We start from the raw sequence: 16,885 nt of genomic DNA on the forward strand, positions 1-16,885 counted from the left end.
CTTTCCACTAAATTTCTCACTTCTCACCAATATCGTTACAAAGATCACAATTACTTATTTATCTGTGGCTTTTTGTTATTTTTCAATTAAAAATAAGTCATATTAATCGAGACAAGTCTCCAATAATATTTACTACAATTAAGGTGAGCACCATGGGTATATTTAGTTACTTACAGCGTTTGGGGAAGGCACTAATGCTTCCGATCGCTTCGCTTCCAGTAGCCGCATTACTACTGCGTCTCGGTCAACCAGATGTATTCAACATTGCTTTTATCGCCAGTGCAGGTGGCGGAATTTTTGAAAATTTGCCTTTGTTATTCGCATTAGGTATTTCTGTCGGTCTAGCGAAAGATAATAGCGGAGCGGCGGCGCTAGCGGGTGTCGTGGGGTTTTTTATTCTGACAAAAGCAACAGCCGTTATTGATCCCACAATCAATATGTCATTTTTTGCGGGTATTATTGCAGGTATCGTTGCCGGTCATTGTTATAACCGCTTTTCTGAAACTCAATTACCGGAGTTTTTAGCATTTTTTGCTGGCAAACGTTTAGTGCCAATTATAGCCGGAGTTATTTGTCTTTTCCTTGCATGGGTCTGCGGAAATATTTGGCCATATGTACAACATGGTATTGATAACTTTAGCCTTTTAGTATCAAAAAGTGGTATAGCGGGATGGTTTACTTATGGTGTTCTTAACCGCGCACTAATTCCATTTGGCCTACACTATATCCTTCATTCCGTTTTCTGGTTTAGCTTAGGCGATTGTATAAAAATCACTTACGACCTAGCAGGTTCGATACACAATATTTGTTTGGCTCCAGATGTAGCACGCTCACTCACTATGGGAACAGCTATACCAGGAATAGAAGGTTCAAGCATCACACAAATAGCTAATGATCTCGCCCGTGGTGATCTCAATCGCTTCTTTGCAGGTGATCCCAAAGCGGGTATTTATATGGCATGGGCCTATCCAATCTTTATGGGGGGTTTGCCGGGTGCTGCTTTGGCCATGTACTTGGCCGCCCCGAAATCACGTCGTCCTCAGATTGGGGGAATGTTATTTTCCGTCGCCTTAACATCATTCCTTACAGGTATTACTGAACCAATAGAGTTTTCATTCTTGTTCTTAGCTCCTGCTCTATATGTTTTACATGCAGTTCTTGCGGGCGTGAGCATGGTAATTACTAACTCTTTGGGTGTATTGCACGGTTTCGGTTTCTCTGCTGGACTCATTGATTTTGGATTGAATTGGGGATTGGCAACAAAACCATGGATACTCGTCCCACTTATTGCCCTCTTCTTCCTAATCTATTTTGTTTCTTTTACCTTAATGATCCGCATTTTCAACCTAAATACATTAGGTAGGGAAGAGGCAAATTCGGATACAGCCATTTCTGCATCCCAAGATAAAGAAGCTATCACACATTACATCAATGCCCTCGGCGGAAGTGGCAATATCCGTACCGTTGATGCCTGCATCACTCGACTCCGTTTAACAGTGGAAGATAATACTCGATTAGATGAAGCTCAATTGAAGAAACTAGGTGCTAAGGGGATATTAAAAATAGGTAAACAGAATATTCAAGTCATTCTTGGCCCACAAGCTGAAAGCATCGCTGAACAAGTCAAAGTCCAGTTGAAATTAAGTCACGTTAATAAAACCGAATGATATTGTATACTTAACGTCAAAAAGGAACGCAATGGCGTTCCTTTTCGTTACAAACAATAAACCTAATACATTGTATTAAATCAATAAAATACTCAAAATTACTTATTTATCATTAAAAAAAAACATCTTTTAAAAACCCATTAATCAGTCAACATTCATACCATTCATACTTAAATGCTAGCCAATAAATCCATCTTATTTTATTATTAAAAATATCTTTTATCGAATTGAATGGGACAAGGCTCCACTCAGAACAGGTATGATGTGCAGTTTTATCCTACGGCTATCACGCATGACATTGATATCTCACATATCGCGTATATCGTGCATAGCTCTCATAATTAAACTAACGAATAATTTTAAGAGGTAATCATGAGGCTAATCCCCCTAACTATGGCAAGTGATGTCGGTCGATGGTCTGCTCACTATATTGCATGTAAAATCAATGAATTCAATCCAACTGCCGAACGTCCTTTCTTGCTTGGGCTTCCCACCGGTAGCACGCCACTCACTACTTACAGGGAGCTTATTTCCCTGTATCAAGCCAGAAAAGTAAGCTTCAAGCACGTTGTGACATTTAATATGGATGAATACGTCGGCCTGCCGGAAGATCATCCCCAAAGCTACCACTCATTTATGCACCAAAATTTCTTTAGCCAAATTGATATTCCAAAAGAAAATATCAATTTGTTAAACGGAAATGCGACAGAGATTGATGTTGAGTGCCAGCGTTACGAAAATAAGATCAAAGCCTATGGCAAGATCCATTTATTCATGGGAGGGGTCGGTAATGATGGGCACATTGCCTTTAATGAACCTGCGTCTTCCCTCTCTTCACGTACACGTATCAAGACACTCACCATTGAAACACGGACAGCAAATTCCCGTTTTTTCAATAATGATGTGGAACAAGTCCCCAAATATGCATTGACCGTTGGTGTAGGAACTTTAATGGATGCCGAAGAAATCATGATCCTGGCAACCGGCATGAATAAGGCACAGGCTCTGCAAGCCGCGATAGAGGGAAATATCAACCATATGTGGACAGTGAGTTGCCTCCAAATACACCCAAAATCACTCATCGTCTGTGATGAGCCTGCAACAATGGAACTGAAGGTGAAAACAGTGAAGTATTTCTGCCAGTTAGAAGCTGACATTATCAATGAATTCGCCAGCTAGGACTTATTTAGGAGTTAAAAAACCAATATGTACGCATTAACCAACGGCATTATTTATACCGGATATGACAGGCTTGATAACCATGCGATTATCATTGCGGACGGTTTGATTAAACAAGTTTGTCCGGCAAATGAGTTACCAGAAGAGATTGAAAAACACGATTTACAGGGCGCAAACCTCGCACCTGGATTTATTGATCTGCAAGTCAACGGCTGTGGTGGTGTCCAGTTTAATGAGCGATTGGAAGATATTTCAGAGGATACTCTGCATATCATGCAAAAAACCAACCAGCTCTATGGTTGTACCAGTTTCCTGCCCACCCTTATCACTAGTCCTGATGAATTGATGATAAAAGCGATTGAAGTAATGCGCTCTTATCTGAAAAAAAATCCCAATCAAGCACTAGGGCTGCATATAGAAGGGCCTTATATCAACCCAATAAAAAAAGGGACTCACAATCCGGTTTATATCCGTAAGCCAACACCGGAAATGGTTAACTACCTGTGCCTTAATGCTGATGTCATCACTAAAGTCACCCTCGCTCCTGAAATGGTGGAAAGCAAATATATTCAACAATTGGTCGAAGCCGGCATTATTGTTTCTGCGGGTCATTCCAATGCCACCTATGAAGAAGCACGTCATGGTTTCCAAAATGGCATTACTTTCTCTACCCACTTATATAATGCAATGCCCCCGATTTCCGGGCGCCAGCCTGGGCTAGTCAGTGCCATTTATGATTCATCAGAAGTCTATGCTGGCATTATTTGTGATGGGATGCATGTTTCATGGCCAAATGTTCGCAATTCCAAGAGATTAAAAAATGAAAAACTTATCTTGGTAACGGATGCGATCACTCCTGCTGGACTTGCTCCCGACGCCATGGAGCAATTTACCTTTGCCAGCAAAACAATATATTATCGAAATGGGTTATGTGTTGATGAAAATGGGACACTGAGTGGTTCATCAATCACAATGATTGGTAGCGTCAAAAATAGTGTTGAACATGTTGGTATTGCTTTGGATGAAACGTTGCGGATGGTGACGCTTTACCCAGCCCGAGCAATCGGTGTTGATAAAGACTTCGGCACGATTGAATCCGGCAAGGTAGCGAATCTGACCGCGTTTACTCACGATTTCAACATTTGCAAAACCATTGTTAACGGAAGTGAAGTCAAACTATCGTGAGTATAAAGACTGATGAGTAATGAGAATGCACAGAAGCAAATCGGTAATATTGATCTTATCAAACAGCTAAATGGTGCGGTGGTCTATCGCCTGATTGATCAGCATGGGCCAATATCACGTATCCAAATTGCAGAAGAAAGCCAGCTTGCTCCCGCTAGCGTAACTAAAATTACTCGTCAGCTATTGGAACGTGGCCTGATAAAAGAAGTCGAGCACCAAGCCTCCACCGGAGGAAGGCGCGCGATCTCCATTATTACCGAAACCCGCCATTTCCATACGATTGGGATTCGACTTGGGCGCCATGATGCAAGTGTGGCACTGTTCGACATGAACGGCAAAACGTTAGTGGAAGAACGTTATCCTGTACCGGAAAATACTCAGCAGGCTGTCGAAAAGCGGATTATTTCTGCGATTGAGAATTTCATCGATAAAAACCAGCGCCGGATCCGTGAGTTGATCGCAATTTCAGTCATTCTTCCCGGCCTGGTTGACTCCGATGAGGGTATTGTTCGCTATATGCCACATATCAAGGTAGATAACTGGCCTCTGGTTACGAATCTTAGAGATCATTTCAATACCTTCTGCTTTATTGGACATGACATTCGCAGTCTGGCATTAGCTGAAAGTTATTTTGGGGCAACCCGCGATTGTGAGGACTCCATTCTAGTCCGTATCCACCGGGGGACAGGTGCTGGTGTCATCGTTAACAACAATATACTGCTCAATAAACGCGGTAGTCTGGGCGAAATAGGCCATATCCAAATTGAGCCACTGGGTGAACTCTGTCATTGTGGTAATTTTGGCTGTCTGGAAACCATTTCTTCTAACTCAGCGATAGAAGCCAGAGTACAGCATCAGTTGCGGCAGGGTTTCCCAAGCCAGCTTACCTTGAATAACTGCAACATTCATGCGATCTGCCTCGCAGCCAATGCAGGTGATCCGCTGGCAACAGAAGTCATCAGGCAGGTAGGGCACTATCTTGGCAAAGCTATCTCGATGACGATTAACTTATTTAATCCCCAGAAAGTGGTTATTGCGGGAGAACTCACTGAAGCAGAGCAGGTTTTACTCCCCGCTATTCAGAGCTGTATCAATACGCAGGTACTAAAAGCATTCCGAGAAGATCTCCCCGTTGTAGTTTCTGAACTAAATCACTGCTCTGCAATTGGCGCATTCGCACTAACAAAACGCGCTATGCTTAATGGTGTACTGTTACAACATCTTCTTGAGGGATAATTTCGACCCGTTTTGCCGACAAAGTCAGCAAAGCGATTACAGGACAAGCAAATAAACGATTTTGTGCATATTTCTTTAAAAAAGCAGTTGACGCATTTGTTTGATATACGCATAATGCGCCCCGCACCGCCGATGAAGGCAAAGCGAAAAAAGATGGCTACGTAGCTCAGCTGGTTAGAGCACAGCACTCATAATGCTGGGGTCACAGGTTCGATTCCCGTCGTAGCCACCATCTTTGCGGGAGTGGCGAAATTGGTAGACGCACCAGATTTAGGTTCTGGCGCCGCAAGGTGTGCGAGTTCAAGTCTCGCCTCCCGCACCATTTCTTTGTCGGGTTGTACTTAGAATGTGTTTTAGTAGCAATTTTAAGTTTTAGTATGTTGTTTCAGGTGGGGTATCGCCAAGCGGTAAGGCACCAGGTTTTGATCCTGGCATGCCCTGGTTCGAATCCAGGTACCCCAGCCATACAACTGAAGCAAATACTCAAAACAATAAAAAGTTAGATTCACACTGTCTAAGCATAACAAAAGGTTGCCGTGATAACTTTCAGGTGGGGTATCGCCAAGCGGTAAGGCACCAGGTTTTGATCCTGGCATGCCCTGGTTCGAATCCAGGTACCCCAGCCATATCACTGAAAGTTGTCGCAAGTTTTAAAATTTTTGTAAATGGCTACGTAGCTCAGCTGGTTAGAGCACAGCACTCATAATGCTGGGGTCACAGGTTCGATTCCCGTCGTAGCCACCATTTACAATAAAGTTGGGGTATCGCCAAGCGGTAAGGCACCGGATTCTGATTCCGGCATCCCAGGTTCGAATCCTGGTACCCCAGCCATATTTATCAATGCGTTATATAAATTAACATATTGAAAAAAGGCAGAAAAAGAATATACAGTAAGAATATTCTTTGATGCACAAGGCCACCAAAAGGTGGTTTTTTTGTTTATCTGTCACCAAAATATCAATCCGCTAAACCACACCTTCCCTATAACAATCTCTCTAGGTCAGTGATTTTGTGCTGCTATGATGGCAAAACAAGTCACCATTATAAATATGAAACATCAACGAGAATTAGGTTATTAATGGATTCGTAATATCCTCCTGATATCAATCGACAAATTTTCATCGTATTATCAGGAGGATAACATCAATCACAATCCCAACGCATATTTCAGTGCAAGATTTTTCATGGCACCTGAACGTTGTGCCGCCATCAGTGCCAGATTGCGCACTGTTTTCAATCCCGGCAAATCATTGCTGAATGCTGTGTGGAAAAGATCCATCCCTGCCTGCATCACTAAATTATCTGGCATTCTGCAACGTTGATAACGCATCAAGACCGTCAAAGAATCCCACTCTTCCAACAATTCTTTGGCATTGGCCAGCACTTTGAGCAGAACATCAACATCTCGATATCCCAAATTCACACCCTGCCCCGCCAATGGGTTGATGGTATGGGCCGCATCACCCAGTAAAGCTAGCCCTTCTTGCACATAGTGGCTGGCATGATGACGAACCAGAGGAAACGAACCTGCTGCAATCGGAGTAACTTTACCCAAGCGGGTGGGAAACGTCTGAGAAATCTCTCGCTCAAGTTGCGCCATTGTCATCGATTGCAATTGACGAATACGGGCGGGAGAGTCGTACCAAACCAATGAAGCCCACTGATCAAACAGTGGCAAAAAAGCTCTGGGGCCAGAAGGGAAAAACTGCTGCCATGTTGTATCTTGTTGAGGCTGCTCAGTCTTGACCGTTATCAACATACACGACTGACGATATTGCCACCCACTGCTGCCAATACCTGCCCATTGCCGCACCTGAGAACGGGCACCATCTGCACCAATAATCAAACGCGTGTCGATTTCTGTACCATCTGCCAATGTTACCAACCACGCTTTATGCTCATGCTGACGCTGCATCGATTTCAGAACGACAGGACAAAACAGTGTCAGATTGGGATAACGCTCAAACTCCTGCCACAATGCCAGTTGCAGGATACGATTCTCCACCATGTAACCTAACTCTGGCAGTCCCAGATTTTTGGCATCGAAAATAACGTTGGAATCATTCTGTTCCCACGTTTCCAGTTTCCGATAAGGAGCGCTACGCATTTGCAATACGTTTTCCCAAGCTCCCAATTGTTTCAATAAATCCATGGAAGAACAGCTAATCGCAGATACGCGAACATCTGGTTCACTGTCCGCATCATAAGGCTCTGGTAGCTGGTGCTCCAATAACGCAACACGCCAGCCTTCCTGAGCCAATCCCAGTGCCGTCGCGGCACCAATCATGCCCGCTCCCACGACAACGATATCAAATTTTGGTTGTGGATTATTCATACTCATTACGTCGTTAACTTATTGATTAAACTAGTGTACCGGAATTTTCCCTTTCCGGCTGTGAATATCCGGTGTTACAGTCTGGTCACTGGTGCCTCAAATGACTACAATAGCTAACAATATTATGCTAAATACACTATGTGCAATACATTGCGCTTTTCAGTGTTGAAGCATCATTCCACTGGAAACACCGGATACAAAAATGTCGACGATAAAAAAACTGTACATCAAAACCTGGGGCTGTCAGATGAATGAATACGATTCATCCAAGATGGCCGACCTGCTGGAAACCACTCATGGTTATCAGTTAACCGAAGTCGCCGAAGAAGCTGATATCTTACTCCTGAATACGTGTTCAATCCGTGAAAAGGCCCAGGAAAAAGTCTTTCACCAACTCGGTCGTTGGAAAGGCCTGAAAGACAAAAAGCCTGAAATCATTATTGGTGTTGGTGGCTGCGTTGCCTCTCAGGAAGGGGATTTTATTCGCCAGCGTGCGCCTAGCGTCGATATTATCTTCGGGCCACAAACCCTGCACCGTCTGCCTGAAATGATTAACCATGTAAAAGGCACTCGCAGCCCAATCGTTGATATCAGTTTCCCTGAAATCGAAAAATTCGACCGTCTGCCAGAACCTCGCGCGGACGGTCCAAGTGCATTCGTTTCCATCATGGAAGGCTGTAATAAATACTGCACATTCTGCGTTGTTCCTTACACCCGTGGGGAAGAAGTCAGCCGCCCTTGTGATGATATTCTGTTTGAAATTGCCCAGCTTGCTGCGCAAGGTGTGCGCGAAGTTAACCTGCTCGGCCAGAACGTCAATGCCTACCGTGGTGCCACATTTGATGGAGATATCTGTACATTTGCAGAACTGCTGCGTCTGGTTGCGGCTATTGATGGTATCGACCGCATCCGTTTCACTACCAGCCATCCGATTGAATTTACTGACGATATTATCGCTGTCTACGAAGATACACCGGAGCTGGTCAGCTTCCTGCATCTGCCAGTCCAGAGTGGTTCTGACCGCATTCTGACCCAGATGAAACGTGCTCACACTGCGCTCGAATACAAAGGTATCATTCGCCGTCTGCGCAAGGCTCGTCCTGACATTCTCATCAGTTCTGACTTCATCATCGGCTTCCCGGGTGAAACTCAGGATGATTTTGAAAAAACCATGAAACTGATTGCCGATGTTAATTTCGACATGAGTTTTAGCTTCATCTATTCAGCACGCCCGGGGACACCTGCTGCTGATTTGCCAGATGATGTGAGTGAAGAAGAGAAAAAACAGCGTCTGTACTTGCTCCAACAACGCATTAATCAACAAGCCATGAGCTTCAGCCGCGCAATGCTTGACAGCACACAGCGCATTCTGGTTGAAGGCCCATCCCGCAAAAATATCATGGAACTTTCCGGCCGTACTGAAAATAACCGCGTGGTTAACTTTGAGGGAACGCCTGACATGATTGGCAAATTCGTTGATGTCGAAATTGTTGACGTATACTCTAACTCCCTGCGTGGTAAAGTTATCCTTACTGAAGATGAGATGGATCTGCGCATCCATGAGTCACCTGCATCAGTCATTGCCCGTACCCGCAAGGAAGATGAAATCGGCGTTGGATTTTATCAGCCCTAACAGGCCCTAACATAGAGATAATCAGTGACACAGATAAACCCACAAGTAGCAACACAAGAAATCTTTCTGGAACCCGCAGACAATCAACGTCTGATGAGCCTGTGTGGACCGCTTGATGATAATCTGAAACAACTTGAGCGTCGTTTAGGTATAGAGATCAACCGCCGCGACAATCGTTTCAAACTGGTAGGTAAGCCACTGTATGTTAGTGCGGCAACAGGAATTCTGCGTCACCTTTATATTGCAACCGCCCCTGTACGCGGTGTAATACCCGATCTTGAGCCTGAACAGGTTCATCTGGCTATCACAGAGAGCCGTGTGCTGGAGCAAGCAGCAGAAAGCGTGCCTGACTATGGTAAGGCCGTGAATATCAAAACCAAGCGGGGTGTTGTAAAGCCCCGTACTCCCAATCAGGCGCAATATATTGCCAATATCCTTGCTCACGATATCACCTTCGGGATCGGGCCTGCGGGAACAGGGAAAACATATTTGGCCGTCGCAGCGGCGGTTGATGCATTGGAGCGGCAAGAAATCCGCCGTATTCTGCTGACTCGTCCTGCGGTTGAAGCCGGTGAAAAATTGGGCTTCCTGCCAGGTGACCTGAGCCAGAAAGTCGATCCTTATCTGCGCCCGCTTTATGATGCCTTGTTTGAAATGCTGGGATTTGAAAAAGTTGAGAAACTGATCGAAAGAAACGTTATTGAAGTGGCACCACTGGCTTATATGCGTGGACGTACCCTCAATGACGCCTTTATTATTCTCGACGAAAGCCAGAATACCACCATCGAACAGATGAAAATGTTTCTGACCCGCATTGGCTTTAATTCCAAGGCGGTCATTACAGGTGACGTAACCCAGATTGACCTGCCGAGAGGCCAGAAATCAGGTCTGAGCCACGCAGTAGAAGTTTTATCTGATGTTGATGATCTGAGCTTTAACTTCTTACATAGTGAAGACGTTGTCCGCCATCCGGTGGTTGCAAAAGTTGTTATCGCCTATGAAGCATGGGAAGCCGCAGAGCAGGAGCGTAAAAAAGCGCTCAATGAAAAACGCAAACAGGAAGCACAATGAGTTCAGTCATATTAGATTTGCAAATTGCATGTGAAAATCCAGAAGGGCTTCCTGATGAAGCCCTTTTCCAACGCTGGCTGGAAGGTGTCCTGCCACAATTTCAGGCAGAAAGTGAAGTAACAATTCGTTTGGTCGATGAGGCAGAAAGCCACGATTTAAACCTCACTTATCGTGGGAAAGATAAGCCAACCAATGTGCTATCCTTCCCATTTGAAGCACCACCCGAAGTTGAATTACCCTTGCTCGGTGATTTAATCATTTGCCGTCAACTTGTTGAAAAAGAGTCAGAAGAGCAACAAAAAACTGTCGAGGAACACTGGGCACACATGGTTGTTCACGGCAGTCTCCATCTTCTGGGATATGACCATATCGAAGACGATGAAGCAGAAGAAATGGAATCTCTGGAAACAGAAATTCTAGAAAAAATGGGTTATTCTGATCCCTACCTAATGGAAAAAGAATAACCGTCACCAACATTTTTATGTTAAACATTACAATCTACATCTACGATTTTTATTAATGGGGAATTTTCATTAAAACGCCATGAGCGACGACCATCCTTCAAGTAACGATAGCCCTGGCCCTAAGAAAGGCTTCTTTGCACTTCTTAATCAGCTTTTTCACGGTGAACCGAAAAACCGTGATGATTTGGTTGAACTGATCCGTGATTCTGAGCAGAACGACCTGATCGATCCCGATACCCGAGAGATGCTCGAAGGGGTCATGGATATTGCTGACCAACGCGTGCGTGACATTATGATCCCACGCTCACAAATCGTTACCTTAAAACGCAATCAATCTCTGGACGAATGTCTGGATGTTATTATCGACTCGGCCCATTCACGCTTTCCTGTGATCAGCGAAGACAAAGATCACATCGAAGGCATACTAATGGCGAAAGATCTGCTGCCATTCATGCGTACCAACGCAGAACCTTTCAGCATTGATAAAGTGCTTCGTCAGGCTGTTGTGGTGCCGGAAAGTAAACGTGTTGACCGTCTGCTAAAAGAATTTCGTTCTCAACGCTACCATATGGCGATTGTGATCGATGAATTTGGCGGTGTTTCCGGGCTGGTCACAATTGAGGATATTCTTGAACTGATTGTGGGTGAAATAGAAGACGAATACGATGATGATGAAGATAACGATATTCGTGCTTTAAGTCGCCATTCCTATTCAGTTCGGGCATTGACTCAAATCGAGGATTTTAACGACGTTTTCGGTACTAATTTCAGCGATGAAGAGGTAGATACCATTGGTGGGCTGGTCATGCAAGCATTTGGTCATCTGCCTGCCCGTGGAGAATCCATCACCATCAATGGCTATCTTTTCAAAGTGGCAATGTCTGATAGCCGTAAAATCATTCAGGTCCATGTAAAGATACCGAATGATGCTGAAGTTCCTAGCCTTGATAAACAATAATAGGATCTGGATGAACAAAGCCTCATTAATGAGTTGCCAGCGGCTACGTGCTGTTCTGGCGCTTTTTTTCGGAGCCAGTGGAACACTGGCTTTTTCACCTTTTGATTTCTGGCCTGCTGCACTTGTTTCTCTTTTCGGCCTGCAAATTCTTACCTTAAGCAGAACTACCCGTCAGGCTTTCTTTATCGGCTTATGCTGGGGTCTTGGCTTATTTGGCAGCGGTGCAAACTGGGTTTATGTGAGTATCGCCGATTTTGGAGGTATGCCAACCGCCATTAATCTCTTTTTGGTGATCCTGCTATCTGCCTATCTTGCCCTTTATCCCGCGCTATTTGCTGGTGTACTGAACCGCTTTTTTCCGACTTCCGGTGGTATTAGGCTAATGATTGCCAGCCCAGCGCTATGGCAATTAACAGAATTCTTGCGCGGCTGGGTATTAACGGGGTTTCCGTGGTTACAATTCGGCTACAGCCAGATTGATGGCCCCATGAAAGCCATTGCCCCTATTCTGGGTGTAGAAGGCATTACCTTCATGCTTATGGTGATCAGCGGGCTGCTGGTTTTTACCGCCGTCCACAAAAAATTCTCATCGGCTATCATCGCCATTATCCTGCTGCTGTTACCGTGGCCAATGAGACACTATCAGTGGTACACCCTACAACCGGAAAAAACCACCAATATCGCACTGGTTCAAGGTAACATCCCCCAAGCCATAAAATGGGACTCCGCTGTTCTTGGGAAAACACTGGATATCTATCTAGATAACAGCCGCCCTTTTATTGGTAAGGTGCCAATCATCATCTGGCCGGAATCTGCCATTCCCGATTACGAATATAACCAGAGTGAGTTCCTGACCAAGTTGGATACTCTCCTCAGACAGCATAATACTAGTTTAATTACCGGTATTGTTGATGCTCGACCGACACCGGAAGGTTATAAATTCTATAACAGCATTATCGTATTAGGGGATAAAACACCTTATCAATATCCAGCCCCTACCCGCTACGACAAACATCATCTCGTACCGTTTGGTGAATTTGTTCCACTGGAATCGATATTGCGTCCACTGGCACCTTTATTCAATTTGCCAATGTCTTCCTTCAGCCGTGGTGATTACATGCAACCCCAACTTTCTGTTGCAGGGCACAATATTACTGCTGCTATCTGCTATGAAATTATTTTGGGTGAACAAGTACGTGATAACTTCAAACCTGATACAGAATTTCTGCTAACCGTTTCTAATGATGCCTGGTTTGGGCGTTCCATTGGCCCGTGGCAGCACTTCCAGATGGCTCGAATGCGCGCCCTTGAACTGGGCCGTCCTCTGCTGAGAGGAACAAATAACGGTGTTACGGCAGTAGTCAACTCAGATGGCTCTATTCAGGCTGAAATCCCACAATTTGCCCAACAGGTATTGGAAGCCAAAGTCACACCGACCACAGGAGTGACACCTTATTTTCGTTTCGGCAATTGGCCAATGTGGGGGGCAACCGCACTGTTCCTCATCTTTGCTGTAATGAAAAACCGTCGCAGAATTTAATTTCCTATATGTATTAGCGGAATCTCTAACAAAAAATCAGGGCATATATTCATGCTCTGATTTTATATATCTTTTACACACTTCCATAAATAATTTCCGCAAAACCACAACCACATTTCACTCCAAGATAACCGAAATATTAAAAATATAAGCTATAAATATCATAAAAAAATAAAATATCACACCAAATAGTGCAAACTGTGAACAACATTCAATATTATTCTCTTTTTACCCCGCATAAGTAAAATTGTTTATTTATAGTGCGATACAGGTCGCGAAATCAAAACATTATGGTTTCAAAAAACTAACATTATGAATTATTTTTTTACAGAACATAAACAAAACAATTCAAAAAATCGTTTCTATAACAGTCTTATCTATCAGCGTAGAAACACAAGTATCTGCAAGCAAACCCGATTTCGCAAAAAAATAACCGGATAAAGGAGCTGTATATGCGTAATTTGATGTTAACCATGATGTTACTCAGCGTGGTAGGAACGGCCCATGCGGAGGAATTAACTGGAACACTGAAAAAAATTAAAGATGCGGGCATGATCGCTGTTGGACACAGGGAGTCCTCTGTTCCATTTGCTTATTATGATAGCCATCAAAATGTTATTGGCTATGCTCAGGATTATTCCAACATGATTGTTGACGCCATAAAGAAAAAGCTCGATATGCCCAACCTGCAAGTCAAGTTGATCCCCATTACATCCCAAAATCGTATTCCTCTACTGCAAAACGGCACTTATGACTTTGAGTGTGGTTCCACCACCAATAACCTTGAACGCCAAAAACAAGCCACTTTTTCTGATACCATCTTTATCGTTAGCACACGCCTGCTGACTAACAAAGATTCAGGTATCAAAGGCTTTGATGATTTGGCTGGAAAAAATGTTGTCGTCAGTTCTGGTACAACCTCAGAGATACTGCTGAACAAACTCAATGACGAGAAGAAAATGAAGATGCGCATTATTAGCGCAAAAGATCACGGTGATTCATTCCGTACTCTGGAATCAGGTCGTGCAGTCGCCTTCATGGTCGATGACGCGTTGCTTGCAGGTGAACGGGCAAAAGCAAAAAAACCTGATCAATGGATCATCGTTGGTGAACCACAATCCAAAGAAGGCTATGGCTGTTTGATGCGCAAAGACGATCTACAGTTCAAGAAACTGATTGATGACGTAATTGTGAAAACACAAACCTCCGGCAAGGCAGAAAAGATGTTTAATCGCTGGTTCCAAGAGCCAATTCCACCTAAGCAACTGAACATGAATTTTTCCCTGTCAGATGATATGAAAGCCTTGTTTAAGTCACCGAACGATAAGGCGCTGAATTAAAAAAGAAGCTGAATACTTTGATTTCATTGGCACGACGGGTGTGAGGTAGTCGTTCCCTACCTCATTTTTTTCTCGTCTTAACGCGATGAATGACAGCCCACCCCATATCAGGGAGTTCGATTATGTCTGTTGATTGGAATTGGAGCATCTTTTTACAAGCTGCCCCTTTTGGTAATACCACCTACTTGGGGTGGCTCATTTCTGGGTTTCAAGTAACGCTCGCACTTTCCATCTGCGCTTGGATCATTGCATTTTTTGTTGGGTCACTGTTCGGCATCCTCCGCACTGTCCCGAATAAATTTCTTGCTGGAGTGGGAACTTGCTATGTCGAACTTTTTCGCAACGTTCCCCTCATTGTTCAATTTTTTACGTGGTATCTGGTGGTACCCGAATTCTTGCCCAAAAACTTGGGCGATTGGTTCAAAATGGAACTGGATCCCAATATTCAATTTTTTATTTCCTCAGTCATCTGTCTGGGATTATTCACTGCCGCCCGTGTATGCGAACAGGTTAGAGCCGCAATTCAATCACTCCCAAGAGGGCAAGAAGCCGCAGGATTGGCAATGGGCTTAACTCTGCCACAAACCTACCGTTATATTCTGCTGCCAAATGCTTACCGAGTGATTATTCCTCCAATGACTTCGGAAATGCTCAACCTAGTGAAGAACTCTGCTATTGCCTCCACGATCGGGCTAGTTGATATGGCTGCACAAGCTGGCAAATTGTTGGATTACTCCGCTCATGCTTATGAATCATTCACAGCGATCACGTTGGCTTATGTGGGTATCAATCTCGTGATCATGCTTGCCATGACCATACTTGAGAAAAAAGTGCGTTTGCCGGGCAATATAGGAGTGCGATAAAGAAATGTATCAGTTTGACTGGAGTTCGATTATTCCTAGCTTGCCCTTTCTCCTGAATGGGCTGCTGATAACGGCCAAAATCACCGTGACAGCCATTATCATTGGCATTGTCTGGGGAACCATTCTGGCAATGATGCGCCTCTCATCCATCAAGGTATTGAGTTGGTTTGCCACTCTGTATGTTAATCTCTTTCGCTCAGTTCCACTGGTAATGGTATTGCTATGGTTCTATCTGATTGTGCCTAACTTATTACAAAATGTTCTAGGCATATCACCAAAAACCGATATCCGTTTAATTTCTGCGATGGTAGCGTTTTCGATCTTTGAAGCCGCTTACTACTCCGAAATCATTCGAGCGGGGATTCAGAGTATATCCCGTGGGCAATCTTCTGCTGCTCTGGCTCTGGGTATGACACATATGCAAAGCATGCGTCTGGTCATCCTGCCACAGGCATTCCGGGCGATGATCCCATTACTGCTAACGCAGGGCATTGTATTATTCCAAGATACTTCTCTGGTATATGTACTGAGTCTGGCGGACTTTTTCCGTACGGCAACGAATATTGGCGAGCGCGACGGTACTCAGGTTGAGATGATTCTGTTTGCCGGCTTTGTTTATTTTGTGATTAGTTTTGCCGCTTCCATGCTGGTTAACTATTTGAAGAAAAGGACTGTTTGATGATTTCCCTGAAAAATGTATCCAAGTGGTATGGCCAATTTCAGGTTCTTACTGATTGCTCGACTGAAGTCAAAAAAGGCGAAGTAGTCGTGGTCTGCGGGCCTTCTGGTTCCGGTAAATCCACACTGATAAAAACGGTCAATGGCCTTGAACCTGTCCAGCAGGGTGAAATTCTGGTAAACGCAACGAAAGTCAATTGTAAAGGCACCAATCTGGCACAATTGCGTTCCAAAGTGGGTATGGTGTTCCAACACTTTGAACTGTTTCCTCACCTCTCTATCATTGAGAACCTGACACTGGCTCAGGTTAAGGTGTTAAAGCGCAATAAGAAAGCCGCTACTGAAAAAGGCTTAAAACTACTGGAACGTGTTGGATTAACCAGTCATGCCAATAAATTCCCCTCGCAACTTTCCGGTGGTCAACAACAACGTGTCGCCATCGCCCGTGCACTCTGCATGGATCCGGTTGCTATGCTGTTTGATGAACCCACTTCTGCACTCGATCCCGAAATGATCAATGAAGTGCTGGATGTCATGGTTGAGTTGGCAAATGAAGGCATGACCATGATGGTCGTGACCCATGAAATGGGATTTGCCAAAAAAGTGGCACACCGTGTTATTTTCATGGATGAAGGCAAAATTGTCGAAGACAGTAAAAAAGAAGATTTCTTTGCCAACCCTAAATCAGATCGTGCCCGCGATTTTCTAGCCAAAATTCTACACTGATTTTTCCTCG

14 protein-coding genes and 6 tRNA genes are annotated in these 16,885 nt (G+C 44.2%); 19 read left to right on the forward strand and 1 reads right to left on the reverse strand.

Annotated features, from left to right (window positions below; genetic code table 11):
* Window positions 1-152: 152 nt before the first annotated feature.
* The 10 genes from nagE (at window position 153) to H8A87_RS06395 (ending at window position 6,098) form a co-directional block, all read left to right on the forward strand.
* Complete coding sequence (nagE, locus tag H8A87_RS06350; RefSeq protein ID WP_198689146.1) at window positions 153-1,667, forward strand: N-acetylglucosamine-specific PTS transporter subunit IIBC; 1,515 nt, start codon at window positions 153-155, stop codon at window positions 1,665-1,667.
* 372 nt (window positions 1,668-2,039) lie between these two features.
* The gene (gene nagB / locus H8A87_RS06355; RefSeq protein WP_198689147.1) at window positions 2,040-2,846 is read left to right on the forward strand and encodes a glucosamine-6-phosphate deaminase; all 807 of its coding nucleotides are present in this window, start codon (window positions 2,040-2,042) and stop codon (window positions 2,844-2,846) included.
* 27 nt (window positions 2,847-2,873) lie between these two features.
* Window positions 2,874-4,031, forward strand: a complete 1,158-nt coding sequence (gene nagA / locus H8A87_RS06360; RefSeq protein ID WP_198689148.1) for an N-acetylglucosamine-6-phosphate deacetylase — start codon at window positions 2,874-2,876, stop codon at window positions 4,029-4,031.
* 12 nt (window positions 4,032-4,043) lie between these two features.
* Window positions 4,044-5,267 (forward strand): DNA-binding transcriptional regulator NagC, encoded by a 1,224-nt coding sequence (gene nagC, locus H8A87_RS06365; RefSeq protein ID WP_198689149.1) that lies wholly within the window; start codon window positions 4,044-4,046, stop codon window positions 5,265-5,267.
* Window positions 5,268-5,422: 155 nt separating this feature from the next.
* Window positions 5,423-5,499: transfer RNA gene (locus H8A87_RS06370), tRNA-Met, on the forward strand.
* A 5-nt stretch (window positions 5,500-5,504) separates the two neighbouring features.
* Window positions 5,505-5,589 (forward strand) — tRNA-Leu (locus tag H8A87_RS06375).
* Between the two features lie 68 nt (window positions 5,590-5,657).
* Window positions 5,658-5,732: transfer RNA gene (locus H8A87_RS06380), tRNA-Gln, on the forward strand.
* 86 nt (window positions 5,733-5,818) lie between these two features.
* Window positions 5,819-5,893: transfer RNA gene (locus H8A87_RS06385), tRNA-Gln, on the forward strand.
* Between the two features lie 41 nt (window positions 5,894-5,934).
* A tRNA-Met gene (locus H8A87_RS06390) sits at window positions 5,935-6,011 on the forward strand.
* 13 nt (window positions 6,012-6,024) lie between these two features.
* Window positions 6,025-6,098, forward strand: a tRNA-Gln gene (locus tag H8A87_RS06395).
* A 316-nt stretch (window positions 6,099-6,414) separates the two neighbouring features.
* Here H8A87_RS06395 and ubiF read toward each other — a convergent pair.
* Window positions 6,415-7,602, reverse strand: coding sequence for a 3-demethoxyubiquinol 3-hydroxylase (ubiF, locus tag H8A87_RS06400; RefSeq protein WP_198689150.1), 1,188 nt, complete (start codon window positions 7,600-7,602; stop codon window positions 6,415-6,417).
* Between the two features lie 202 nt (window positions 7,603-7,804).
* Here ubiF and miaB point away from each other — a divergent pair, with 202 nt between their 5' ends.
* The 9 genes from miaB to H8A87_RS06445 all read left to right on the forward strand — a co-directional run bounded on the left by miaB (window position 7,805) and on the right by H8A87_RS06445 (window position 16,875).
* On the forward strand, window positions 7,805-9,235 hold the full coding sequence (miaB, locus tag H8A87_RS06405) for a tRNA (N6-isopentenyl adenosine(37)-C2)-methylthiotransferase MiaB (RefSeq protein WP_198689151.1): 1,431 nt from the start codon (window positions 7,805-7,807) through the stop codon (window positions 9,233-9,235).
* A 93-nt stretch (window positions 9,236-9,328) separates the two neighbouring features.
* Window positions 9,329-10,306 (forward strand): PhoH family protein, encoded by a 978-nt coding sequence (locus tag H8A87_RS06410; protein WP_232370118.1) that lies wholly within the window; start codon window positions 9,329-9,331, stop codon window positions 10,304-10,306.
* Entirely contained in the window at window positions 10,303-10,770 is a 468-nt protein-coding gene (gene ybeY / locus H8A87_RS06415; RefSeq protein ID WP_198689153.1) for an rRNA maturation RNase YbeY, read from the forward strand. Before H8A87_RS06410 ends, ybeY begins: the two co-directional genes overlap by 4 nt.
* A gap of 79 nt (window positions 10,771-10,849) precedes the next feature.
* On the forward strand, window positions 10,850-11,728 hold the full coding sequence (gene corC / locus H8A87_RS06420; RefSeq protein WP_198689154.1) for a CNNM family magnesium/cobalt transport protein CorC: 879 nt from the start codon (window positions 10,850-10,852) through the stop codon (window positions 11,726-11,728).
* Window positions 11,729-11,738: 10 nt separating this feature from the next.
* Complete coding sequence (gene lnt / locus H8A87_RS06425) at window positions 11,739-13,268, forward strand: apolipoprotein N-acyltransferase (RefSeq protein WP_198689155.1); 1,530 nt, start codon at window positions 11,739-11,741, stop codon at window positions 13,266-13,268.
* Window positions 13,269-13,714: 446 nt separating this feature from the next.
* Window positions 13,715-14,608 carry a glutamate/aspartate ABC transporter substrate-binding protein gene (locus H8A87_RS06430; RefSeq protein WP_232370119.1) on the forward strand — a complete coding sequence of 298 codons (894 nt, stop codon included), beginning with the start codon at window positions 13,715-13,717 and terminating at the stop codon, window positions 14,606-14,608.
* A gap of 122 nt (window positions 14,609-14,730) precedes the next feature.
* Complete coding sequence (locus H8A87_RS06435; protein WP_198689157.1) at window positions 14,731-15,471, forward strand: amino acid ABC transporter permease; 741 nt, start codon at window positions 14,731-14,733, stop codon at window positions 15,469-15,471.
* Window positions 15,472-15,475: 4 nt separating this feature from the next.
* The gene (gene gltK / locus H8A87_RS06440) at window positions 15,476-16,150 is read left to right on the forward strand and encodes a glutamate/aspartate ABC transporter permease GltK (protein ID WP_198689158.1); all 675 of its coding nucleotides are present in this window, start codon (window positions 15,476-15,478) and stop codon (window positions 16,148-16,150) included.
* Window positions 16,150-16,875 (forward strand): amino acid ABC transporter ATP-binding protein, encoded by a 726-nt coding sequence (locus tag H8A87_RS06445; RefSeq protein WP_198689159.1) that lies wholly within the window; start codon window positions 16,150-16,152, stop codon window positions 16,873-16,875. Before gltK ends, H8A87_RS06445 begins: the two co-directional genes overlap by 1 nt.
* Window positions 16,876-16,885 lie beyond the last annotated feature (10 nt).

This window comes from Xenorhabdus lircayensis, from assembly GCF_016306625.1.
Classification (GTDB): Bacteria; Pseudomonadota; Gammaproteobacteria; order Enterobacterales; family Enterobacteriaceae; genus Xenorhabdus; species Xenorhabdus lircayensis.

What these genes read in the sequence shown, in the direction of transcription:
- ybeY (WP_198689153.1), top strand. Translation starts at nt 10,303, where the DNA reads ATGAGTTCAGTCATATTAGATTTGCAAATTGCATGTGAAAATCCAGAA.
- H8A87_RS06410 (WP_232370118.1), top strand. Translation starts at nt 9,329, where the DNA reads ATGAGCCTGTGTGGACCGCTTGATGATAATCTGAAACAACTTGAGCGT.
- H8A87_RS06445 (WP_198689159.1), top strand. Translation starts at nt 16,150, where the DNA reads ATGATTTCCCTGAAAAATGTATCCAAGTGGTATGGCCAATTTCAGGTT.
- nagC (WP_198689149.1), top strand. Translation starts at nt 4,044, where the DNA reads ATGAGTAATGAGAATGCACAGAAGCAAATCGGTAATATTGATCTTATC.
- miaB (WP_198689151.1), top strand. Translation starts at nt 7,805, where the DNA reads ATGTCGACGATAAAAAAACTGTACATCAAAACCTGGGGCTGTCAGATG.
- gltK (WP_198689158.1), top strand. Translation starts at nt 15,476, where the DNA reads ATGTATCAGTTTGACTGGAGTTCGATTATTCCTAGCTTGCCCTTTCTC.
- H8A87_RS06435 (WP_198689157.1), top strand. Translation starts at nt 14,731, where the DNA reads ATGTCTGTTGATTGGAATTGGAGCATCTTTTTACAAGCTGCCCCTTTT.
- nagB (WP_198689147.1), top strand. Translation starts at nt 2,040, where the DNA reads ATGAGGCTAATCCCCCTAACTATGGCAAGTGATGTCGGTCGATGGTCT.
- corC (WP_198689154.1), top strand. Translation starts at nt 10,850, where the DNA reads ATGAGCGACGACCATCCTTCAAGTAACGATAGCCCTGGCCCTAAGAAA.
- ubiF (WP_198689150.1), bottom strand. Translation starts at nt 7,602, where the DNA reads ATGAATAATCCACAACCAAAATTTGATATCGTTGTCGTGGGAGCGGGC.
- lnt (WP_198689155.1), top strand. Translation starts at nt 11,739, where the DNA reads ATGAACAAAGCCTCATTAATGAGTTGCCAGCGGCTACGTGCTGTTCTG.
- nagE (WP_198689146.1), top strand. Translation starts at nt 153, where the DNA reads ATGGGTATATTTAGTTACTTACAGCGTTTGGGGAAGGCACTAATGCTT.
- nagA (WP_198689148.1), top strand. Translation starts at nt 2,874, where the DNA reads ATGTACGCATTAACCAACGGCATTATTTATACCGGATATGACAGGCTT.